The following is a 23,913-nucleotide window of genomic DNA, read 5'->3' as shown; positions in this document are numbered from 1 at the left end:
ATTAGCCCTTTAACATTAAAAATTACTTCCACCCCAAAGTCTTGAGATAGAGGTCTTTGATGCGGGCTCCCACTTTCTCCCAGGTAATCTGGTCAACTTCCTTCTTACCTTCCTCAGAGAGATAGTCGAACAGACTCTCGTTGTGGCAGATGCTGTAGATGGCATCGGCAAGGGCATGAATATCCCAGTAGTCAACCTTGATACAGTTGGTAAGGATTTCTCCACAACCACTCTGCTTAGAGATGATAGTAGGTGTGCCACACTGCATCGCCTCCAGAGGAGAGATACCGAAAGGCTCACTCACTGATGGCATGACATAGACATCACTATCCTTGAGACATTCGTATACCTGCTTGCCACGCATAAAGCCTGGGAAGTGGAAACGGTCGGCAATGCCGCGTTCTGCTGCCAGATAAATCATCTGGTCCATCATATCACCCGAACCTGCCATGCAGAAACGCACGTTGCGGGTACGGTGCAATACCATATTGGCTGCCTCTACGAAATACTCAGGACCCTTCTGCATAGTGAGACGGCCCAGGAAGGTTACCACCTTCTCCTTACCCTTATGGTTAGGACGTGGAATGTCTTGCCACTCCTGCTTCAATGGATAAACAGCATTGTGCATGGCGAAGCACTTGCGTGGATCCTGGTGATACTGATGAATAACTGTCTGACGAGTCAACTCAGATACACACATGATGCAGTCGGCATTGTCCATACCGTCTTTCTCGATAGAATATACGGTAGGGTTCACCTTACCACGGCTGCGGTCGAAATCGGTAGCATGTACGTGAATGCACAATGGCTTTCCACTCACTCGCTTGGCATGAATACCAGCAGGGAACGTCAACCAGTCGTGGGCGTGGATAATATCAAATTCTTCGCTACGGGCAACTACTCCGGCAATGATACTGTAGTTGTTGATCTCGTCGTGGAGATTAGATGGATAACCACCGGCAAAGTCCATACAGCCGAGGTCGTTCACGTTCATATAATTAAAGTCAGCATAGATGTGGTCACGGTAGCGGAAATAGTCATCAGGATCCATAATGTTGCCTACGCGCTGCTGTACATAGTCGTGGTTTACATCACGCCAAGCAATAGGCACACTGTTCATAGCCACAATCTTACATGCACTGCGGTCCTCATCACCAAAAGGATGAGGCAGACACAATGTAATATCGACATCACCCTGGGCATGCAAGCCCTGAGAGATACCAAAGTTGGCAGTAGCCAAGCCACCAAATACGTGAGGAGGATACTCCCATCCAAACATTAATACTTTCATATAGCGTCCTCCTTTATTAATATTGATATTTTTCTAGTAATTCAAGCGCGCGGAGAATCTCTGCCACATTCATGGCAAAAGAGATAGCACCACGACCTGCGAATGGTGGATTGCCATCGAAGAGCTCACTGATAGTACCGAGACAATGATAAGACATCTCGTCTTCGAAACCTACCATCTGACGCTCTACGAAACTCAAGCGTGTACGCTTATAGAGTTTCAGACTCGCCTCCATATAGAAGCCGCAAAGCCATGGCCATGCTGTACCCTGATGGTAAGCATAGTCGCGCTGGGTCTGAGGTCCTACATAGATAGGATTATAGCCACCGCTCTTTGGAGAAAGAGAACGCAATCCCTTAGGAGTCAGGAGTTCACGGGTACAGATATCAAGTACCTTCTTCTTCTGGTCCTGAGACAATGGTGAATAGTCGAAGGCTACTGGGAATATCATGTTTGGACGAACACTCCAATCCATCATGTTACCATCTACATAATCGTAAAGATAGCCATATTCATTGAGGAATGTATCAACAAAAGACTTCTTGGTAATCTCTGCCTGAGCCAGCAATTCCTGCTGGTCAGCCTCCTCACCTACTGCCCCTGCCAAAGAAGCACAGAAGCACAATGCATTGTACCACAGAGCATTAAACTCAACAATATATCCGGTACGAGGAACCACAGGACGGCCATTGGCGGTAGAATTCATCCAGGTAACAGCCTTGTCTCTTCCATTGGTATAAAGCAAGCCGTTCTCCTTCAATTCCAGGTTAGGATGCTTGTTGTTCTGGATGAAACGAATCACGTCCTTGATAAACTGGCCATACTTCTTATGGCACTCTTCCTTAGAGGTTTCCTTGGCATACTGCTGCAAAGCCCAGACTGCCCAAAGTGGCACGTCAGGCTGCTCTATCTCAGTAATATGAGCGGTAAGAGGCTTACCCTCCATAAACTCATAGTATCCGCGCATGGCAGTCTTCATGACCAACTCAAAGTAATCGTTCTCCTCAATAGAGAGCGTAAGACCAGGAAGAGAAATGAATGTATCACGGGCACGGCACTTGAACCATGGATAACCGGCAAGGATATAGCGGTCATCATTCTTCTCACGACGATGGAACTGATGAGCAGCATTGACCAGACAATGGAAGAAGTTGTCGCGAGGCGAACGCTCGTCAACCTCTGTGTCAAAAAGTTTCTTCAAGCTACTGGTCTTGATTTCAGAAGTAGCTGCAGAAAAGACGATAGTCTCGCCCTTCTTGATACCCATTTCGAAATATCCTGGAACATAGAGGTCTTCATTAGAAGCATAACCTCTCTCCTGCTCCTTTGGATATTCTACTCCACGATACCAGTCTGGGCAGAATTTAAACTCGTTCTTCTTAGAGAACTGCATATAAAGGTCAGGATAACCAGCATACATGCAAGTCTTGATTCCGTTGTCTACAGCAGAATAGTCACGAGAAGCTGTTGAATTCTCATGAGTAAACTGGCGAACGCTACGAAAAGCCAAGAATGGACGGAAACGAAGTGTGGTGGCAGAATGTCCGTCTACCAAAGTATAACGAATCAGAAGACGATTCTCATAATGCTGGAAAACGACCTCTTTCTTGAGGATAACACCACCTACGCGATAAAGTGTAGTAGGCACTTTATCGCAATCAAATTCACGAATGTACTTATGGCCTAGCGGACTAAAATTATTGCCTTGGTACTTGTGCAAGCCGAGATTGAATTCAGCACCATGCTGAATCACCGTAACGTCGAGCGAACTTAAGAGCACATGATTCTCATCGTCCAGTTCTGGAACCGGAACGACAAGCAATCCGTGATACTTTCGCGTATTACAGTCTACAATCGTTGAGCACGAATAAGCACCCGAGCGGTTTGTTCTTAACAACTCCTTTGGCAATGACTCTTGTAAGTTAGTCATTAGGGCCTTTTCGAATTTTAGATAACTCATAGATCTATATTAAGGTTTATAATTTATTGACTTTAATCTATTTTGCATTCAAAGGTAAGAAAAAAGAATGGTATTGCAAAGGAAAAAGCGCGACATTTTCTTAAAATTTTTATTTTATATGTTATAGAACATATTTTTTGCTCATTTTTTTCATTTATATGGATTTTTTTATGTACTTTTGCACACGGTTTTAAACCAATATAAGCAAAACGAACTAGAAGGATAATGGCAAAACATAAGATTTGGAATACAGATAGTGCAGCCAAGGAAGTGGCAAACTTGTGGGGCGGCATCGAGGACGAACTGCTCGCGATGCTGAAAACACATATACAAATTACCAAATACAAGAAGGGTGAAATCATCTATGACAATGGAACGATTCCTAAAGAAGCCATGTGTCTGCTTGCAGGAAAGGTGAAGATTTACAAGGATGGAATCAACGGAAAAAGCCAGATAATCCGTGTTATCAAACCTAGTGAATTTCTGGGATTCCGTGCCTATTTTGCCAATGAAGCCTACAGAACTGCAGCAATGGCTTTAGACAACTGTGTAGTGGCTCATTTTCCTATGACGGTTCTCATGAAGATGCTGCAGAGCAGTTACAACATCGGCTTTTATTTTATCAAATACCTGAGTATTGAAATCGGTAAATCAGACGACCGCACTGTCAATCTCACCCAAAAGCACATCCGTGCCCGCCTTGCCGAAGCTCTTCTTTTCCTATTGGATTCTTATGGACTGGCTAAAGACGGTTGCACCTTGGATTGCAGTCTGAGCCGTGAAGATTTAGCCAACATTGCCAATATGACGACAAGTAACTGTATTCGCACCCTATCCTCCTTCGTGACGGAAGGCCTTATCAGTACGAACGTAAGAAAAATAAAGATTCTGAATGAGGAAGAACTGAAGAATATTGCAGAAAGGGGATAAAAAACACAATACGCCTTGAAAGGGCAAAAGCATCAATGAAAGCCATTGTCCTTTCAAAGCGTATACAGTTAAATTTTATTCACGACCTCCTACTACGCAGGAATCAGGAAATTGACAACTTCCTGAATAACGGTAATCTGGTAAGGTCCTACCGGCGTATTCATCAATCTGCCATCAATACCAATCAGGGCATTGGATGAAACCTCCATTTCTCTGGTACGGTAAGGATGCACACTCTTATGATTCAGGAACTTACCTTTCACAAAGAGGTAAATACCCTCAAAGAGTTGCGTCATCTGCGGATGATAAACCACAGAAACATCCAGCAAACCATTGTATGGCACAGCATTAGGAGTTTGTCCGTAACCCGTTGCATTACCGACGCACATAGTCATTACCCTGCGCTTGATGACATCTGAATTGATTTTAATATGCATCTTATAATCCAGACGCTGGAAGATCATCAGGATGAAAGAACACAGGAACGACAGCGTACGGGAGCCAAACATGTGATGAGTTTTCCTTCTCAGGTTCATGATGGCAGCAATCAATCCTATATTGATGCAGTTGAGGAAATAACGTCTGCATTTCTCCCCTTTCTTATTCGTATAACGGATACATCCAAGGTCTATCTTCCTGATTCTTCTTGCTTTAAGAGATGCCACCGTATTTTCAATATCGCTGTCGCTGAATCCCCAGAAATGGGCGAAATCATTCATCAATCCATTAGGAATCACACCCAGTGCCACCTGTTCACGCTCCTCAGTATTCATCTGCATCAAGCAATTGACGGCATCATTGAGCGCAGAATCTCCGCCCACAACAACTATTGTCTTATAGCCATTGTTGACAAACATCTTAATCAGTCGCTCTACGCTTTTCTGATTTTCACTCTGCACAAAGTCATAATCTACATTTTGTGCCTTGAGTACCTTTTCTATTTTTTCCCAGCGCTTATTGCTTCTCCAGCCGCCTCGAGGGCAGTAAAGCAATCCCCATTTATTCTCGTTTATCATTGTCTCTTCTTTGTAATTTGAAAGTTGAATAATATTACCCCCTCCTAGACACCGTCCTCAAAAGCCTAGACACCGTCTTCAAAAACCTAGCCACCGTCTTCAAAAACCTAGCCACCGTCTTCAAAAACCTAGCCACCGTTGCATCCGATTCCATCGGATGCCAGCCCCCGAGCCAGTTTTCAGGCTACACCTTAGCTCCTCATCAGCTCCAAAACAGCCTCCACCTTTTTCTCCATTGGCTGCAAGGCATCAATCCAGTGAATGGTAAATCCTCTTCGCTCCATACCTCTGAACCAGGTCATCTGACGCTTAGCAAACTGATGAATGGCAATTTCCAGACCTCGGAACATCTCATCATAACTGGTTTTTCCTATCACATACTCCGTGATAAACTTATATTCCAATCCATAATAAATCAGATTCTCTGCAGGAATTCCCGTATCCAGCAAGCCTTTGATTTCATCAACCATCCCCTCCTTCAGTCGCTGTTTCAGTCTTCGGGTAATCTTCTCCCTTCTAGCATCACGGTCTATACTGACACCAATGATGAGCGAATCAACAGCCGGAAGTTCACGTTCGGGCATCGGATGTTCCAGATTATAAGTCTCTATCTCGATGGCACGGATAGCACGCTGTGCAGTATCCACATCTGTGCGATTGTGCATGTTCGACCCTGTCTTAGCCTTCAAATCCTTCAACATCACTGTCAGTTCGTCCAGGCTTTTATCAGCTAACCTATCTCTAAGTTCCTGATTCTGAGGAACCGGGGACAGATGATAACCTTTCAATACCGACTCAATATAAAGTCCTGTACCACCACACAATATCGGCAACACCCCCCTCTCCAGAATATCCAGATAAGCATCATAGAAGTCTTGCTGGTATTCAAAGAGGTTATATTTCGTTCCCGGCTCACAGATATCAATCAGATGATAAGGTATCAACTTACCATCAACCGTATAGTCAGCCAGATCTTTTCCCGTACCAATATCCATGCCCCGGTACACCTGCCTGCTATCAGCGCTGATAATCTCAGCACCCTTCGTATTACCACCCCAGGAAGCAGCATCCAAGCTGTCAATCTTGGCTGCAAGGGCGGCAGCAAGACTTGTCTTTCCGCTCGCCGTAGGACCTAATATGGTTATCATCTTATGTTTCATGCTACAAAGTTAAGACAAATACTTGAAATCACAAAATAAAAAGCAAAAAAAATGCCGCCCAGCATTAAAAATGCTAGGCGGCAATATTTTCTTAATCGTTAAGAGGCAACGAATTAACCGTTGTGCTTCTTCATGATCTTGATCAACTCAACAACCTTGTGTGAGTAACCAATCTCGTTGTCATACCAAGAAACAACCTTAACGAAGTGGTCTGTCAAGTAAACACCTGCGTTAGCGTCGAAGATAGATGTCAAAGCGCAACCCAAGAAGTCAGAAGAAACAACAGCATCCTCTGTGTAACCGAGTACACCCTTCAACTCACCCTCAGAAGCAGCCTTCATAGCAGCGCAGATAGCCTCCTTAGAAGCAGCCTTCTTCAAGTTAACAGTCAAGTCAACAACAGATACGTCCAAAGTAGGAACACGCATAGAGATACCTGTCAACTTACCGTTCAACTCAGGGATAACCTTACCTACAGCCTTAGCAGCACCTGTAGAAGAAGGGATGATGTTACCAGCAGCTGCACGGCCACCACGCCAGTCCTTCATAGATGGACCGTCAACAGTCTTCTGTGTAGCAGTTGTAGAGTGAACAGTTGTCATCAAACCTGTCTCGATACCGAAGTTATCGTTCAATACCTTAGCGATAGGAGCCAAGCAGTTTGTTGTACAAGAAGCGTTAGAAACGATCTTCTGACCGTTGTACTTGTCTGTGTTAACACCGCAAACGAACATATCAGCCTGGTTACCGTTAGCGTCAGCCTTAGAAGGAGCAGAAAGTACTACATACTTAGCACCAGCCTTCAAGTGCTTCTCAGCCTTGTCGTAAGCGAGGAAGAGACCTGTAGACTCAACTACGTACTCAGCACCAACCTCATCCCACTTCAAGTTCTCTGGGTCACGCTCAGCAGTAACACGGATGTGGTTACCGTTTACGATCAACTCGCTCTTCTCAACGTCAGCCTCGATAGTACCGTCGAAATGACCGTGCATTGTATCATACTTCAACATGTAAGCCATGTAATCAACTGGGCACAAATCATTGATAGCTACTACCTGTACTTCCTTTGCGTTCTCAGCCTCAACTGTAGAACGGAATACGAAACGACCGATACGGCCAAATCCGTTAATACCAATCTTAATCATTGTTCTAATATTTAAATTAATAGTTTAAAAATTATTTCTTTTAAGCTATCAAGTGAATCCGAAGGAGCTGATAACACCTTTTTTCATCCCTATCAAGCACTTTTTCTTCTTTACGAGCGCAAAGTTACAAAAAATTTTCTAACTTTGCAACCAGAATGAGTATTAAATAAGTTAAAAATGAATGAGAGAGCGCCAATAATAACGGTTTTTAAATATTAGACATGCCATACTGACAACTCCATATTGCAAAATTCGTTTCTTTACAGACGGAAAGATGGGGAGCGTAACAGATAAAAGAAGTCGAAGGCGCATGCTTTTCTCACCTTATTATATATAGAAGAAGATTTTTTATAATATAAACTTTTAAAATTTTAGAGTTATGAGTAAATTTTTAAATGAATTCAAACAGTTTGCCATGCGTGGAAACGTTCTCGACATGGCAGTCGGTGTTATCATAGGTGGTGCCTTTAGCAAAATCGTGAGTTCTGTTGTTGACGATATCATCATGCCACCTATCGGATGGCTCATCGGTGGTGTCAACTTTGCCGACCTCAAGGTAACCCTTCCTTCCGTGAATGTGGCTGGCGAGGAATTCAAGGCTGCTACCATCAACTATGGCAATTTCCTGCAGACCACCTTCGACTTCCTCATCGTTGCTTTCTGTATCTTCATGTTCATCAAGGTTGTCAACAAGATTACAGCCAAGAAAGAAGAAGAGAAACCGGCAGAAACTCCGAAGGCTCCAGAGCCAAGCAACGAAGAAAAGCTTCTCATGGAAATCCGTGATTTGCTGAAAGAGAAAAAAGCATAAAAACGTATTTTACAAACAAAAGACCACCATCTGAGTTGAATATCCAGCTCAAATGGTGGTCTTTTTTATATGATTATTCCCACTCGATTGTCGAAGGTGGTTTTGAAGAGATGTCATAGCAAACGCGGTTGACACCCTTTACCTTGTTGATAATCTCGTTACTTACCTTTGCCATGAAGTCGTATGGAAGATGTGCCCAGTCGGCTGTCATCGCATCAGTACTGGTTACGGCACGCAATGCAACAGGGTGCTCGTATGTACGCTCATCACCCATCACACCTACTGAACGGACAGTAGAAAGCAATACGGTACCAGCCTGCCAGATCTGATCGTAGAGAGAAACCTCGATCTCGCCATTCTGCATGTCAGCAGGAACACCGGCAGCCAGGACGCGGCGAGCTTCCTCACCACTCAACTTCACCTTATACTCACGCAAGCCACGGATATAGATATCGTCAGCATCCTGAAGGATACGTACCTTCTCTGGAGTGATGTCACCCAAGATACGGACAGCCAAACCAGGACCTGGGAATGGGTGACGGGTAATCAGGTGCTCAGGCATACCCATAGAGCGACCTACACGACGAACCTCATCCTTGAACAACCACTTCAATGGCTCGCACAACTGAAGGTTCATCTCCTTAGGAAGACCACCTACGTTGTGATGGCTCTTGATTACCTTACCGGTGATATTCAAGCTCTCGATACGGTCAGGATAGATAGTACCCTGAGCCAACCACTTGGCACCAGTCTGCTTCTTAGCCTCAGCATTGAAAACCTCCACGAAGTCACGTCCGATAATCTTACGCTTCTTCTCTGGATCTGTAACACCAGCCAAGTCAGCAAAGAACTTCTCTGATGCATCAACACCAATCACGTTCAGACCCAAGCACTTGTAATCCTCCATTACATCACGGAACTCATTCTTTCTGAGCATACCGTGATCTACGAAGATACAGGTAAGGTTCTTACCGATAGCCTTGTTCAGGAGAACAGCAGCAACACTTGAGTCAACACCGCCAGAAAGACCGAGGATAACCTTATCGTCGCCCAACTGTTCCTTCAACTCAGCAACTGTTGTCTCAACGAAAGAGTCAGCACTCCAGTCCTGCTTGCTACCACAGATATCTACCACGAAGTTCTTTAAGAGCTGTGTACCCTGCAAAGAGTGGAACACCTCTGGATGGAACTGTACTGCCCATACAGGCTGCTTGGTAGAAGCATAAGCAGCATACTTCACATTAGCAGTAGAAGCAATGCACTTATAATCCTCAGGGATAGCAGTGATGGTATCACCATGGCTCATCCAGACCTGAGAGTTCTCGATGAATCCCTTGAACAAAGGATTCTCCTTGTCGAACTGCTCCAAGTTGGCACGACCATACTCACGGCTGTCTGCAGCCTCCACCTTACCGCCCTGGGCGTAAGAGAGGAACTGAGCACCGTAGCAGATGCCGAGCACAGGAATGCGGCCAATAAACTGGCTCAGATCTACCTTGAAAGCTTCCGGATCATGAACGGAATAAGGGCTACCGCTCAAGATGACACCAATCACAGATGGGTCATCCTTTGGAAACTTGTTGTAAGGCATAATCTCGCAGAAGGTATCAAGCTCACGGACACGACGGCCAATCAGCTGTGTGGTCTGTGAACCGAAATCCAAAATAATAATCTTCTGTTGCATAATATATTAAACTTTGAAATTTGAACTTTGAACTTTATGATTAGCTTAGACTATTGAATTCTTCACTCTTCGTTCTTCACTCTTCACTTTTCACTCTTCACTTTTACTTTAACTCCTTTAGGAATGCTTCCGCTTCTTTCAGCGTCTCCTGCTTTCCCACATCCATCAGCTTGAGGTCGTTCTTCACGTATCCCTCAATGCGAACCTTGTCGCAATGCTTCAGATAGAAATCCATGATTGGGAACTTATCCGGTTCCTCCTCCATCAATGGGAAGAGTGATGGGGCTACCATGTGGATGCCAGAGAAAGCATACATCTTATACTCTTTAGGATTGAGATCAGGATAAGGACTCTTTACCTCGCCCGTCTCAATATTCGTCCAACCTACCAATCGCATGCTGTCATCGAAGAGAAGATAGCGCTTGGTCTTGCGTTCGCTCACCATCAGTCGGGCTGCTATCATGTCCTGACTCTCCATCTGATAGAACTTCTTCAGATCCACATTACTCAGAATATCCACGTTGTGGATGAGAATAGGCTCTGTCTGGTTGAAGAGCGGCCATGCCTTCCGGATACCTCCACCCGTTTCGAGCAGCTTTTCGCTCTCATCACTGATACGGATGTCCATACCGAAGTTATCATTCTCTCTGAGATAGTCGATGATTTGATTGGAGAAATGATGCACGTTCACTACAATGCGAGTGAAACCGGCATCCTTCAACTGAAAGATGACACGTTTGAGCAAAGGTTCTCCACCGACACTTACCAAAGCCTTCGGAATACGGTCGGTAAGTGGCTTAAGGCGAGTGCCCAAACCTGCTGCGAATATCATTGCTTGCATCATTGCTGTATAGCTATATTTTAATGTGCGTGCAAATTTACTAACTTTTTGCGAGATAGCCAAATTTGCACGCCACTTATTCTTATTTTGCAGGCAAAACCTGCTCTATCTGTTGCTCACGATGGCAGATTTGCACTTCTACGCCAAACTTTTCGTGGATATGCTCTGCCAGATGCTGAGCGGAATACACACTGCGATGCTGACCGCCCGTACAACCGAAACAGAACATCAGAGAGGTGAAACCACGCTGGATATAACGGTTCACGTGATGATCGGCAAGTGCATAGACATGCTCCAGGAACTGGAGAATCTCACCATCATCCTCCAGGAATCGGATGACCGGTTCGTCCAGCCCCGTCAACTTCTTGTAAGGTTCATAACGGCCTGGGTTATGAGTGCTTCTACAGTCAAAGACATAACCGCCACCATTGCCCGACGGATCTTCAGGAATACCCTTTTTAAAGGAGAAACTGTAGACTCTCACAACCAAAGGTCCCTTTCCGTCATACTTGGAGAATGTTGCCGGTCCATCCTGTGGATGAGCCCGATAAATATTATTATCTGTAGTCTTATATCCATCTGCACGTGTTACGGCAGCACTCTCGATGCGCTTGAACTGCGGCAGTTCGGTAAGTCTGCGAAGCATATCCATCATATAGGGATAAGGGAACACCTTCTCGCCCATCTTCAGGAGATCGCGAAGATTCTGGATGGCAGGTGGAATACTGTCGAGGAAATGCTTCTTGCGCTCGAAATAGCCACGGAAACCGTAAGCTCCCAACACCTGTAAGGTGCGGAAGAGCACAAAGAGACTCAGACGATTCACGAAATGGCGAACCGAAGGAACCTCCGTATAATCCTTGAGCGACTGATAATACTCCCAAACCAACTCCCGGCGGAGCTTGAAGGAATATTTGGCAGAAGCCTGCCAGAGGAAGGAAGCCAGATCATAATAGAACGGTCCTTTTCTGCCACCTTGGAAATCGATAAAATACGGATTGCCATTTTCGTCCAACATAATATTGCGTGCCTGGAAATCACGATAGAGGAAACAATCCATCTTTTCGGAAGTCAGATCCTTTGCAAACAATCGGAAATTGGCTTCAAGTTTCAGCTCATGAAAATCCAGATCGGTAGGCTTCAAGAAACAATACTTGAAATAGTTGAGGTCAAAAAGAACGCTATCCACATCAAATTCCGGCTGAGGATAGCAATTGGACCAGTCCAGCCCGCGAGCACCACGCAACTGGATGTTAGGCAACTCACGGATAGTCTTCTTCAGAAGTTCCTTCTCCTTCTGATTATATCTTCCTCCAGCCTCACGACCACCCTTGATTGCATCGAAAAGCGAAGTTCCCCCCAGGTCAGTCTGTATATAGCAAAGCTGATCCTCGCTCACAGCCAAGATCTTAGGTACAGGCAACTGTCGGAGGTTGAAATGATTGGCAAGATAAATGAAGGCATGATCTTCATCACGACTGGTGCCCACGACACCAATCACCGTATCTCCATCTTGCTTGATGATACGGAAATACTGACGGTTACTTCCCTGCCCTGCCAACTTGATGACATCCGCAGGTTCTTCGCCAGCCCATTGCTTATAAAGATTAATTAGCTTTTCCATCATCATTCAGTTTACGACGCTTTCTATTATCGTCTATCTTCTGAGCGAAGTTATCACCGATAAAGAGAAGCAATAAAATACCAAGCGTAGTGAGGAATGAATTAGTAGTTGTCATTCCCAACTCAGCCTTTGTTATATAAATCAGTCCACCGATAACAATCAGGAAGACCAATGCTTTTTTCCAATCAATATTCTTCATGCTGCAAAATTACACAATAAATTCGAGAACACAAAATAAATAACAAAAAAAAATCGGATGTCTCACGACAACCGATTTTCAAAAACAAACTACTTAAAAACTAATCTACTAAAACAAATCAAAAAAATATTTTCATTGTACACAGACCTCACGGTCCTCATACAATTACAATCAAACTTTGAAAGATAATCTCCTCGCAGTGAGAAGAACTATCTTTATTCGCTTGCAAAATTACAAAAAAAGTCAATTCACTCCAAATAATTTTGCGATTTTTTGCATCTTTAAAACTTAATAAATACAAAAATAGGGGTAATTCATTGAGAATCACCCCTATTTGTTATTTTTACTTTGCAAAACCGCACCCTTACAGTATGCGTTGTTTGCGCGAACTATTCAGTTTTTACATCATGCCGCCCATACCTGGAGCTGCTGCCGGAGCTGCTGGAGCTGGTTCTGGTTTGTCTACCAATACGCACTCTGTAGTCAGGAACAGACCAGCGATAGAAGCAGCATTCTCCAAAGCTACACGCTCAACCTTGGCAGGATCTACGATACCAGCCTTGCGCATATCCTCGTAAACGTCCTTGCGGGCATTGTAACCGAAGTCACCCTCGCCCTCGCGAACCTTATTTACTACTACAGAACCCTCGCCACCTGCATTGGCTACAATCTGGCGCAAAGGCTCTTCGATAGCACGCTCTACGATGCGGATACCTGTTGTCTCGTCAGCGTTGTCACCCTTCATATCCTTCAATGCCTCGAGAGCACGGATATAAGTAGTACCACCACCAGCTACGATACCTTCCTCGATAGCAGCACGGGTAGCGCAGAGAGCATCGTCAACACGATCCTTCTTCTCCTTCATCTCTACCTCAGAGTTGGCACCAACGTAGAGAACAGCCACACCACCAGCGAGCTTAGCCAAACGCTCCTGAAGCTTCTCCTTATCGTATGAAGACTTGGTGTTCTCAATCTCGTTCTTGATCTGAGCTACACGATCCTGGATGTTAGCCTTCTCGCCATGACCGTTGACGATAGTTGTATTGTCCTTGTTGACAGTAACCTTGTCAGCAGAGCCCAGCATATCCAAAGTAGCCTGCTCCAACTTCAAGCCCTTCTCCTCAGAGATAACAACACCGCCAGTCAATACAGCGATATCCTCCAACATAGCCTTGCGACGGTCGCCGAAGCCAGGAGCCTTTACAGCACAAATCTTCAAACCGCCACGCAAACGGTTAACTACCAATGTAGTCAAAGCCTCAGAATCAACATCCTCAGCGATAACCAACAAAGGACGACCGCTCTCAGCAGCAGGCTGGAGGATTGGCAAGAACTCCTTCAAGTTAGAAATCTTCTTATCGTAAAGAAGGATGTATGGGTTATCCATTACACACTCCATCTTGTCAGCGTCTGTCATGAAGTAACCGCTCAAGTAACCACGGTCGAACTGCATACCCTCAACTACACCGATGTTGGTATCACGGCTCTTGCTCTCCTCGATAGTGATGACACCATCCTTGGAAACCTTGCGCATAGCGTCAGCCAGGAGTTTACCAATCTCAGCATCGTTGTTGGCAGAAACAGTAGCCACCTGCTCAATCTTGTCGTAGTTGTCATCAACCTGCTCAGCATGATCCTTGATGAAGGCAACGACAGCAGCTACAGCCTTGTCGATACCACGCTTCAAATCCATAGGGTTAGCACCGGCAGTAACGTTCTTCAAGCCCTCTGTTACGATAGCCTGAGTCAGGATAGTAGCAGTTGTTGTACCGTCACCGGCATCATCACCAGTCTTGCTGGCAACGCTCTTTACGAGCTGAGCACCAGTATTCTCGAACTTATTCTCCAACTCTACTTCCTTAGCAACGGTAACACCATCCTTAGTAATCTGAGGAGCACCAAACTTCTTTTCGATTACCACGTTACGTCCCTTAGGACCGAGAGTTACCTTTACTGCATTTGCCAACTGATCGACACCCTTCTTCAAGAGGTCGCGGGCATCCATATTATATTTAATATCCTTAGCCATAATATATTCTTTCTAATAATGTTTAAATATCGCAAAAAGTATTTTTACCTTTTTACTTTTTTACCTTTTTACCTTTAAAACTACTCCTCTACTACTGCGAGTACGTCGCTTTGACGCATCATCATATACTTAGTACCATCAAATTCCAATTCAGTACCAGCATACTTACCGTAGAGAACGGTATCACCTTCCTTGAGAATCATCTCTTCATCCTTAGTACCCTTGCCTGTAGCAACGACCTTACCACGCTGTGGCTTTTCCTTTGCTGTATCAGGAATAATGATTCCACCTACTTTTTCTTCAGCTGGTGCAGGAAGTACCAGCACTCTGTCTGCTAATGGTTTAATGTTCATGATTCTATATTTTTAAATTGTTATTACTTCTTGTTTTTATTTCAGATCTTCAGCAAGCCTATTGGGGCTCACCACCAATCGATACATGGCCATACGAAAAACGTGCCAAAGTATCAATACTGACACTTTGGCACGCCCACAGACTGACAGAATAACAGAAAAAACGGTCAGATAGGTTGCAACAACCGGCATGTGACGTCAAGGGAAACACCTACCTTTATCTAAGATTGACAGTCTGTGTTTTCCCCGTAATAGTAGTAACAACAGCTTTACCATTGGCAAGAACCTCCACCTTTTCATATTTAGCATCAACAATCACCTTGCCTTTCAAGTTCATGATCCCCCAATGCCTTGGCATCTGCTCAAAGGCACAATAGGCACCAACAGGTTGAGAAATGCTGTGGTAGAGAGGAGGTACTACAACCTTACCATCCATCTTCAATCCCCACTTCTTTCCAGCTTGATACAATTCCACGCTGCCTGCCTCCGACTTCTCGTGCAACAGTAACAGTTCCTGTTCCTCTTGCTTTTTCCTGCGCTGCATTTCTCGCTCATAGACCAGTTTGCCAAGCCGTGGCATCGCAACCGTCAAATTCTCGCTTTCTGTTTTGGGTTGATTGCAACCTATATAGGTCTTTTTCAAGCTGGAGTCAACGAAGTAGTAATCCTCATGACTGTCCATGACCACTATGCCACTGTCGTACAGGTCGGCGCACAGCCAATATACATGAGTATGGTCGCCACGTAAAAAACAAACCTTTTCACTGTTTTCTTTATACATACGCATAGAGCCGCCATCCTCCTCTTTATATATCCATTCCTGACAACCACTGGCTGTAGAGCGTTGAAAGTTGTAGATCATATAATATCCATAATTCCAAAGGTCATATTGGGAAGGGCGAAAAGGCAAAGCAAAGTGCTCGTAGGTACGAGACCTGAAGTGATCATCATATTTGACGAACTCCCATTTATTGATGGTGATTACCTTAGGAGCATCCTTCTCATGAATGTCCTCGTCAATGACAACTCTCGCCAAGAGGTCGTAGTAACATACAGTCTTTCTGCGAGGTCGATAGGACAAGATATTCCCTTGCAAGAACTTCATTTCATAATAGTTGCCTGGTTTTATCACCTGTTCGCCCTGTCGGTTTACCACCGTCATTTTTCCATCATTCAACTTGACGATGGCAAAATCATCATTGCAATCCACAAACTCCCGATACAGCAATGACTGCATCAGTTCCTCATGGCTCATCACCATCATCATTTCCGAGTCTTGACCAACAGGCATAGTTTCTTGCTTTCCGTACATCAAGAAGAAATCTCTTTCCTTCGGAGTCTCCTTTTTCTTGCCAACTTTCAGCTTTCCCTCGAACATAGCATTCCAGTTCCATACTTGCGAAGGCAATCCAAACACCCGATACAGTCCCACGTTATCAATAATCAAGCAATTCTTCTTCCCCTTAGCCACTCGCAGTCCACGTCCCACCATCTGCAGATACTTGGCAAGCGACAATGTAGGTCGAGCCAACTGTACAAACTCCACATCCGGGCAGTCAAATCCCTCCGAGAATATATCCACATTCACCAGCACCTGTATAGGAGCAAGTTCATCAGCAACTCCATCAGCTGCCCGCAAACAAGTAGCAGCAAGTCTATCGCCAACTTTATCAGCAGGCCGCAAGCAAGTAGCACCCAGGCGGTCCCCAAGACCATCACCAAGGCGGTTTACACCGCACAAACAATCTGGCGAGACCTTTGATGCTCCACTCATCCCCAGGCGGTCCCATCCCGCACAATCTGGCGAGACCTTTGATGGTCCGCCAACCTTAGAGCGTAGCGGTTCCGAGCGACGAGGAGGAGCGGTTACATCCCCTGTCCCCTGAGGGGAAAGGGGCTTGGGAAAAGCGGTGGAGCCTCCCTTAAGGGTAAGGGAGGACGGGTGGGTTTTCGAAAAAGATAAGGAAGAAGATTTGAATCTTTCAATCAGCATTCTACGTTCACTCGCAGGAGTCTTGCTATCAATGGCAACAGCCGCTATGCCGTGTTCTCTATAGAACTCGGCAATAGCATTGGCATGAGAAATATTGATAGCATACACGATGCCCTTTCTGTTTTTACCAAATTCTTCGAAACTCCGATAGAGCCTTTCGATACTCGGCTTTTTATTCAGCAGCATATCCATTTCCTTGTTCTGGTAGTCACCATCTGCCCCTCGCTTCTGCAAGGAGTCGATGAGCCGTTGCGTTACACCATCCGACTTGATGCTCACGAAATCGTATGTCGCCAATCTTCCCTTGCTGATAAATTCAGGAACACTCCACGACTGCACCAATACGTCAAACAGATCAGTAAAACCCTTACCGTTTAATCGGCAAGGAGTAGCCGTCAGTCCCAGGAACTTAGCATTCGGGAATCTCTCCCACATTTCCTTATAGGTCTTGGCGAGCGCATGGTGCGCCTCGTCAATCACTATCATCCCCGGTTCTTCCTCTATCTCGTCATAGTGTTTAGCCAACCATTGTATCGACACCGCCTTTATCGGCATCATGTCAGAAGCAGGATTGACAGAAGAGGCAGAAGTGGCACCAAGCCCATCACCACCCCTCTCACCCAGGCGGTCCCATCCCGCACAATCTGGCGAGACCTTTGATGCCCTCTTTAATGCGCCAGCCGACAAACAATCTGGCGAGACCTTTGATGGTCCGCCAACCTTAGAGCGTAGCGGTTCCGAGCGACGAGGAGGAGCGGTTACATCCCCTGTCCCCTGAGGGGAAAGGGGCTTGGGGAAAGCGGTGGAGCCTCCCTTAAGGGTAAGGGAGGACGGGTGGGTTTTCGAAAAAACTCTTTGAATCGTTTCTCGAATCTGAGAAACCAACTCCCTTCTATGGGCAACAATCCAAACATTACAATTGGAATGTTCCCTCAAAAACGATTCTACGACCGAAGCAAGTAGAACCGTTTTTCCCGTACCAGTAGGCATTTGTGCCATCACGGACCGATGAAGGCGCAACGCCTTCTCAATCCGTTCCTTCATATCCTCTTGGTAATCAAAGAGTTTAATATTCTTCATATAAAAGCATATAATGAATATAGCGTCCCTGCTATATTCCAAGCAGTGACACCTATCAGTATGTTAAAAAGTAATATGGTATCTTTTTTAAAAAAAAAGAAAAGTCAAAAAGATAGGCAGAGCTTCATCAAAAGCCCTGCCAATCTTAAAGTATATAATTAAAATTTAAAATCTAATCCCTTTGTGTTTCTCTGATATTATTTATATAACTTTCCAAAAGTACGACTTTTTTCATAACCACCAAGAAAATCACAAAAAATCTGCAAGTTATCAGGAAATTACTACAAAATCAACAGTAAACTATAAATCATAAACTTCCTCCCCCATGCGGTCCCATCAGCAAGTTGTCTCCCGGCGGTCCCATCCCGCACAACCATGGCGCAGGGCTTTGATGCCCCGCCAACCATAGAGCGAAGCGGTTCCGAGCACCGGAGGGCGGTTACATCCTTCCCTTTTCGAGAAGGGAAGGCTTGGTTAGGATGTGGAGCTCTCCTTGCAGGAGAGACGGAGAGGTAGAAAAGTCAGCACTGTAGGGCGGTTACATTCTAAAGTTTAATCTTTGTTAAATTATAAGCCATTCTACACCATTATGATGTATATTGCAGTCAGAATGTATAACTTTATAATTATCGGCTTATGGCACAGACAGCAATGACAGTCCGTATGGACAACCAGCAGAAAGCACAGTTTGATAAACTCTGCGAACAGTTCGGTATGAGTGCGAATACCGCCATCAACATCTTTGTAAAGGCAGTAATTCGCAGTAAGAGCATTCCATTCTCCATTCAGGCAAAGAATGAAGAAGAAGATGAAGTGACTGCGAAAGCAAAGGCTGCGTTCAAGCAACTTAGAGCTAAAGCAGAAAGAGGTGAAACCCCAGAGCTCACGCTTGATGAAATCAATGAAGAAATCAGAGAAGTCAGACGATTAAGAAAAGAACGCAATGGTATATGCTGTCATTGATACAAACATATTTGTATCAGCCCTTATCAGCACTATTATAGAACATGTCAAGGAAAACGGAATTGATTCATCCCGTTTTCCCTATGATGGCGAAATGCCAGATGAGGATGACCGAGTCTTCTATGAAGTCTGCCTGAGCAAGGAAGATTCCTTCTTAGTAACAGGTAATCTCAAACACTTCCCAAAAGAACCGCAAGTGATTACAGCTGCAGAAATGATGGAAATATTGGATCAGCCACGCCCCCCTATAATCCGGAAAATTTCTTTCGTGTGAATGTGTGGGAGTTGTCGAAGTTTCTGTAAATATCAACGTGCATCTTGTCGTCTTGGAAATTAAAAAACAGCTTAACCGCACTCATCCAGTTAACGAAGTGGAGCTTAACTTCCAACTGATTATGGCTGCCCCACGCATAAGCTCCACCTACTAAAAAAGGAGTGGGAATATTGCTGAAACTGCCCAATGTGGATCGACGGGAATTGGGTGGATAGAAAGAGATGGGGGAGGTTTTCCATTCTTTATAACCCAAAGCGATTTTACTTTCTTTCCCAGCTTTATCCATCACGTAGAGAGACAAGCCATTCTCGGAAGGTTCAAAACGGAAAGAACGCCATTCTAACACATTGTCTTCCAATTGGTAATTATTACTCTGTATTTTCTTCATAGTTGAAGAAGACACCTTTCCCTGCGGTATCGGATGGCTATATTGTTGCCAACGTTTTGCAAACTTTTTTGTTTTTTTTACTGCCAAAGGAGTTTCAGAGACGTGAGGCAAAAGGACATTCCATATATGGCTCTGCTCCTTCCCCCCATTGCCAGTCATACACTGGGTGATAGTGATGACCATTTCTTTGTCGGGAATGACAATAATATATTGTCCATACGCCCCGTCTGCACGCGATGCATTGGGGTATGCACACATCCACATCTGGTAGCCATAATCGTCGCCGTTAGGTCGATTTACTTTCCGTGAGGTCATTTCATCTACCCATTTCGCAGGTAACAACCGCATTCCATTCCACTCCCCTTTGTTCAACAACAATTGCCCGAATTTGGCCAAAGACTCAGGCTGCAAATACAACCCCCAGCCTCCGCTATTGATGCCTTCGGGACTTTCTTCCCAATAAGCCTCTGTAATGCCTAATGGGAGAAAAAGACGTTGCTTAAGGTAATCCATCATTTTCATTCCTGTGACTCGTTGAACAATGGCCGAAAGCAAATAAGTGTCGATAGAGTCGTATGCAAACCGTTCCCCTGGTCTTGCCACCATAGGATGTTTCAAATATCCCTCTATCCAATGTGAAGAAAATGTCCTCATCTTCGTATCCACCTCAAAACCGGAAGTCATTGTCAGCAGGTCACGGACAGTTATTTCGGCCAACCATTCAGAGATGGAATCGGGTAAAAGTTCGGGGAAAAAGGTAGCAAGCCGGTCGTCAAGTCTTAAACGATTCTCCATAATGGCTATGCCCACCGCAGCAGCAGTAAATGTCTTCGAACAAGAGAATAACTGATGGCCATATTCCGGCTTGAAAGGAGCCGGATACATTTCTGCAATGACTTTCCCATGTCGCAAAACCATTACACTATGAATATCTGTATTCGGAAACGTCATCAGCGAATCGAACAGAGCTGTAATCTTTTCCGAAGGGACTCCTTGTGATTCGGGGGTACAACGTTCCAAGACATTAACTTGACTACATACCGGTATTACCGCACACAGGCTGGCAAAAAAGAATAAAAAGAAACGTTTCATATGTTTATTCGTTTGTTTGTTTGATAATCTGATAGCTTGTTCCGGACATCGGGTCACCACCTATGTATTTCACCCATCCTGGATATTCGGCCATAGGCATCTGCCCATGGGTCCTACGCATGGTGGCATAAAGGGTTTCTTGCGGATAGTTTCCCGTAGTACACCATTGGTCAAGCCAACTCATATAGTCCATGGTTACGCCCCACCCATGAGTTGCATCAGGCATTATGTAGAACTTGCAGAAGGAGTCGGTCGTTTTTTGTCCATATTTATCAACATACCCTTTGTATTGATCAATCAATTGCCAAGGACTCATCGACATGTCCATCCAGCCGGAAAACAATATCAGCTTTCCGCCATGAGAGATAAAATCATCAAAATCCGGGCTGTTGGCATCATAGCGTGCCGAGGCATCCATCAATATGCGATATAAATTCTCGTCAGGATGGAAATAGTCATGTTCTATCAGTTTCCATGTCGGATCTTTGGTGAAGAAATACTTGAATATACCATCGGCGCGGTCTCCATGATGCACATTGTATCGGGTGTCGAGTGGTTCACGTGGCACTTCACTTGAACCTAAATCCATCGCGCCACCTTCTAAGGCAGAACACCCTTTGTAGGTTTTCATTCCGTTTTTCATGGCATACTCCAAACAGAAGCCATTGGCATATACATCTATCGTATTCATTTGGGCATCTGTCAAGTGATATTTTTTCCGGATGATGTTCAAAAAATTATCTCGGTTGTTTCGCGCTGCAAAGATGTTGCAGACTATTCCGTCTTCTATTCCATCCCATTTGTCGTAAAGCGAAATAGCATCTTGCTGTATGCCCTTGAGGGTTTCTTCGTCAATATACCCGTCCGAATGTGGATAAGTATCAGCATCAAAATTTTTGTAAACAGCTTGTGAGAGAACGGCTCCCCACAGTCGTGCCAGCACATAGTTGGAAGCCGGTTGTGAGCAAAAAACGCCATCGTAGTACTTGCCGTAGGTGGTGGCGCATTCCAAGGCTTCGCGTCCTCCCGTAGAGCAACCAGCAAAATAATTAAACACAGGCTCCTGTCCATAAAAATGGTTCACCACATAACGCATCACGTCATGCGCTTTAATCAGATGTTGTCGAATATAATTGTTCAGAGACTCCTCGTTAGAAGCAAACGATGCATCCATACTGCTGCTCGACTGATGTCCGGAATCATCTCCATAGACCACATAACCGGCATCGATAGGTTTCACGCTTCCGAATGCTGATGTGCCATGAACGTTAGGGATGGAACCGTTGTTGGCACCTCCTCCCAATTGCAAACTTCTTCCATTCCATTTCATTGGCAACAGAATCTCCCATTCTATGTTTGGGGCATCGGGGTCAACAGAACGAATAATGCCTTTCACATCTGCGTAAGAAGCACCTGTATCGGAAGTCTTTGTTGTAACCGAAAGAACAGCTCCTCCATTGCAGGCTTCCTTGAAGAAATTGGAGGGAATAACCAAGCCGTTTAAGTTGGCTACTTCCGTACAGGGCAAAATGACGGTTTGTGAAGCTAATTTACAGCCGCTTGCAGGCTGGGCATAAAGGTTGGAATCTTGTGCACAAAATCCCCCCAAAGCAAAACATACCGAGAGAACTAATCTCATAGTCTTTGTGTTCGAAAAGTTTTTTTTCATATTGTTTTAATATGTTTGTTTTTAATGTAAAAACGTGGCACAGCAAATGCCATGTTCTGATTATATCCTGTGTTCCTTGCGTCCTATCCCATGCGATTCCGAGCGCCAGAGAGCATTTATTATCTTATATATCCCAACAAATCAAGATACATCATTCTTGACTCTAATATGGAAAGCCTCCACAACTATTTTGCAAAAGGTCCTTTTCCTCCATGTTCTTTCATATATTTACGTGAACGTTCCATAATGCGATCAATATCCTCAAAAGAAAAGACTAATTTTCTCCTCTGTGGATTACGTTCATTCTCCTCTGCCTCACGAACAAATCGTTCAGCGGTCTCACCTGTCAAAACAGGAATGCTTCTTATCTCTAATGCCATAATCTATCCTCCAACTATCAAAATGTAATCAGCAAACAGCGTCAATAATATATTTTTCTATCCAGTTTTCAACAACAATACCATTAAGCCTTCCTATGTGCTTAACGTTTTCTGTAACCATAACCATATTATTTATGATAGCTGTAGTACCAATAATTATGTCAGCATCTTCAATAAGTTGACCTTTTTTACGAAGAAAAGCCTTTTGAACAGCAAATTCATTCCAAATATTTACCATTGGCAATATTGTTACATACTGGCAAAACACATGAACAGCTCTAATGTTCTCAGAAGGTCTATCGCTACACTGAGCCCCATAAAGTAATTCACCCAAAGTCATCTCAGAGATAAAGAAATGCTCTTGACCAATTTCTGAAATTTTAGCAGCTACATTTCGTTTACCCCCTCATAAAATATACACAAATATTGGTATCCAACAAGTAATTCATATCATCCAAACTTGACAGGTTCTGACTTTGACATTTTACTTTCGTTGATATTTGCTATAATATCTTCTGCCGACTGTTCGCCAACCCAAGAACCACAGCAACGTTCTACCATTTCTTTAGTTCTATCTGCTGGCGTTTTTATTTCCTCTGCATTTGCCATCGACATGGAAAGTAAAGCAATAACCTCTATCTTATCTTCCTTACTTAATTTTTCGAGTTCATGCCAATGAGGAACTTTACTTGCGAGCCTATTACTTAAAGCAACAATATTCATAATTTTCTCCTTTTTAAACGTTCAACTTTGCCGCAAAAATACGCTTTTTTCTCGAAACCGCCAAGAAAACCACAAGAAATCTGCAAGTTATCAACGAATTAGCCTTAAAATCAGTAATCTATACCCCCATTATAGCAAACCCACCTCATACTGTCTTCACCTTTCCCCAGGCGGTCCCATCCCGCACAACATGGCGAGGGCTTTGATCATTGCCTCATCAAGCCCTCTCCAGGCGGTCCCATCCCGCAAAATAGTAAACCACCAATACAGCGTCCCCACTATTTATCAGCGGGTTAGCCGTACCAGTA

At 44.4% G+C, this 23,913-nt stretch carries 19 protein-coding genes and 2 pseudogenes; 3 read left to right on the top strand and 18 right to left on the bottom strand.

The window, feature by feature from the left end:
* Positions 1 to 22 precede the first annotated feature (22 nt).
* A complete protein-coding gene (locus tag F7D73_RS11985; RefSeq protein WP_153125010.1) occupies positions 23 to 1,291 on the bottom strand; it encodes a glycosyltransferase family 4 protein in 1,269 nt (422 codons plus the stop codon).
* Positions 1,292 to 1,307: 16 nt separating this feature from the next.
* Entirely contained in the window at positions 1,308 to 3,251 is a 1,944-nt protein-coding gene (locus F7D73_RS11980) for a glycogen debranching enzyme N-terminal domain-containing protein (RefSeq protein WP_153125008.1), read from the bottom strand.
* Positions 3,252 to 3,476: 225 nt separating this feature from the next.
* Between F7D73_RS11980 and F7D73_RS11975 the strand changes: the two genes are divergently transcribed.
* Positions 3,477 to 4,181 (top strand): Crp/Fnr family transcriptional regulator, encoded by a 705-nt coding sequence (locus F7D73_RS11975; protein WP_153125006.1) that lies wholly within the window; start codon positions 3,477 to 3,479, stop codon positions 4,179 to 4,181.
* Positions 4,182 to 4,273: 92 nt separating this feature from the next.
* Here the strand turns inward: F7D73_RS11975 and F7D73_RS11970 are convergent, their stop codons facing one another.
* The 3 genes from F7D73_RS11970 to gap form a co-directional block, all read right to left on the bottom strand.
* Positions 4,274 to 5,197, bottom strand: a complete 924-nt coding sequence (locus F7D73_RS11970; protein WP_153125004.1) for a diacylglycerol/lipid kinase family protein — start codon at positions 5,195 to 5,197, stop codon at positions 4,274 to 4,276.
* Between the two features lie 191 nt (positions 5,198 to 5,388).
* Complete coding sequence (gene miaA, locus F7D73_RS11965) at positions 5,389 to 6,357, bottom strand: tRNA (adenosine(37)-N6)-dimethylallyltransferase MiaA (protein WP_153125002.1); 969 nt, start codon at positions 6,355 to 6,357, stop codon at positions 5,389 to 5,391.
* Positions 6,358 to 6,470: 113 nt separating this feature from the next.
* Positions 6,471 to 7,502 carry a type I glyceraldehyde-3-phosphate dehydrogenase gene (gap, locus tag F7D73_RS11960; RefSeq protein WP_153125000.1) on the bottom strand — a complete coding sequence of 344 codons (1,032 nt, stop codon included), beginning with the start codon at positions 7,500 to 7,502 and terminating at the stop codon, positions 6,471 to 6,473.
* A 379-nt stretch (positions 7,503 to 7,881) separates the two neighbouring features.
* Here gap and mscL point away from each other — a divergent pair, with 379 nt between their 5' ends.
* A complete protein-coding gene (gene mscL / locus F7D73_RS11955; RefSeq protein WP_153124998.1) occupies positions 7,882 to 8,313 on the top strand; it encodes a large-conductance mechanosensitive channel protein MscL in 432 nt (143 codons plus the stop codon).
* Between the two features lie 73 nt (positions 8,314 to 8,386).
* Here the strand turns inward: mscL and guaA are convergent, their stop codons facing one another.
* From guaA to F7D73_RS16435, 8 genes and pseudogenes are all read right to left on the bottom strand, one after another.
* Positions 8,387 to 9,997 (bottom strand): glutamine-hydrolyzing GMP synthase, encoded by a 1,611-nt coding sequence (guaA, locus tag F7D73_RS11950; protein WP_153124996.1) that lies wholly within the window; start codon positions 9,995 to 9,997, stop codon positions 8,387 to 8,389.
* Positions 9,998 to 10,100: 103 nt separating this feature from the next.
* The gene (locus tag F7D73_RS11945) at positions 10,101 to 10,841 is read right to left on the bottom strand and encodes a nucleotidyltransferase family protein (protein WP_153124994.1); all 741 of its coding nucleotides are present in this window, start codon (positions 10,839 to 10,841) and stop codon (positions 10,101 to 10,103) included.
* Positions 10,842 to 10,920: 79 nt separating this feature from the next.
* The gene (locus F7D73_RS11940) at positions 10,921 to 12,462 is read right to left on the bottom strand and encodes a RapZ C-terminal domain-containing protein (protein WP_153124992.1); all 1,542 of its coding nucleotides are present in this window, start codon (positions 12,460 to 12,462) and stop codon (positions 10,921 to 10,923) included.
* Positions 12,446 to 12,661 carry a transporter gene (locus F7D73_RS11935; protein WP_153124990.1) on the bottom strand — a complete coding sequence of 72 codons (216 nt, stop codon included), beginning with the start codon at positions 12,659 to 12,661 and terminating at the stop codon, positions 12,446 to 12,448. Before F7D73_RS11935 ends, F7D73_RS11940 begins: the two co-directional genes overlap by 17 nt.
* Before the next feature lie 400 nt (positions 12,662 to 13,061).
* Positions 13,062 to 14,690, bottom strand: a complete 1,629-nt coding sequence (groL, locus tag F7D73_RS11930; RefSeq protein ID WP_153124988.1) for a chaperonin GroEL — start codon at positions 14,688 to 14,690, stop codon at positions 13,062 to 13,064.
* Between the two features lie 80 nt (positions 14,691 to 14,770).
* Positions 14,771 to 15,043 carry a co-chaperone GroES gene (locus tag F7D73_RS11925; protein ID WP_117662833.1) on the bottom strand — a complete coding sequence of 91 codons (273 nt, stop codon included), beginning with the start codon at positions 15,041 to 15,043 and terminating at the stop codon, positions 14,771 to 14,773.
* 217 nt (positions 15,044 to 15,260) lie between these two features.
* A pseudogene (locus F7D73_RS16440) lies at positions 15,261 to 16,643 on the bottom strand (WG repeat-containing protein); the annotation flags it as partial.
* A 786-nt stretch (positions 16,644 to 17,429) separates the two neighbouring features.
* Positions 17,430 to 18,116: pseudogene (locus tag F7D73_RS16435) on the bottom strand (DEAD/DEAH box helicase); the annotation flags it as partial.
* Positions 18,117 to 18,752: 636 nt separating this feature from the next.
* On the opposite strand from F7D73_RS16435, the gene F7D73_RS11915 reads away from it, so the two are divergent.
* Positions 18,753 to 19,079, top strand: a complete 327-nt coding sequence (locus F7D73_RS11915) for a type II toxin-antitoxin system RelB/DinJ family antitoxin (protein WP_153124984.1) — start codon at positions 18,753 to 18,755, stop codon at positions 19,077 to 19,079.
* Positions 19,080 to 19,324: 245 nt separating this feature from the next.
* Here the strand turns inward: F7D73_RS11915 and F7D73_RS11905 are convergent, their stop codons facing one another.
* From F7D73_RS11905 to F7D73_RS11885, 5 genes are all read right to left on the bottom strand, one after another.
* Positions 19,325 to 20,833: a serine hydrolase domain-containing protein gene (locus F7D73_RS11905; protein ID WP_153124982.1), complete on the bottom strand. Its 1,509-nt coding sequence runs from the start codon at positions 20,831 to 20,833 to the stop codon at positions 19,325 to 19,327.
* A 4-nt stretch (positions 20,834 to 20,837) separates the two neighbouring features.
* Positions 20,838 to 22,472, bottom strand: coding sequence for a tannase/feruloyl esterase family alpha/beta hydrolase (locus F7D73_RS11900; RefSeq protein WP_194256910.1), 1,635 nt, complete (start codon positions 22,470 to 22,472; stop codon positions 20,838 to 20,840).
* 215 nt (positions 22,473 to 22,687) lie between these two features.
* Positions 22,688 to 22,882: a hypothetical protein gene (locus F7D73_RS11895; protein WP_117695150.1), complete on the bottom strand. Its 195-nt coding sequence runs from the start codon at positions 22,880 to 22,882 to the stop codon at positions 22,688 to 22,690.
* 28 nt (positions 22,883 to 22,910) lie between these two features.
* Positions 22,911 to 23,216, bottom strand: coding sequence for a type II toxin-antitoxin system VapC family toxin (locus tag F7D73_RS11890; protein WP_228117736.1), 306 nt, complete (start codon positions 23,214 to 23,216; stop codon positions 22,911 to 22,913).
* A gap of 116 nt (positions 23,217 to 23,332) precedes the next feature.
* A complete protein-coding gene (locus F7D73_RS11885; protein ID WP_117661218.1) occupies positions 23,333 to 23,605 on the bottom strand; it encodes a hypothetical protein in 273 nt (90 codons plus the stop codon).
* Positions 23,606 to 23,913 lie beyond the last annotated feature (308 nt).

This window comes from Segatella copri (assembly GCF_009494395.1).
GTDB lineage: Bacteria > Bacteroidota > Bacteroidia > Bacteroidales > Bacteroidaceae > Prevotella.
This window is presented reverse-complemented; position numbering and strand designations above follow the sequence as displayed.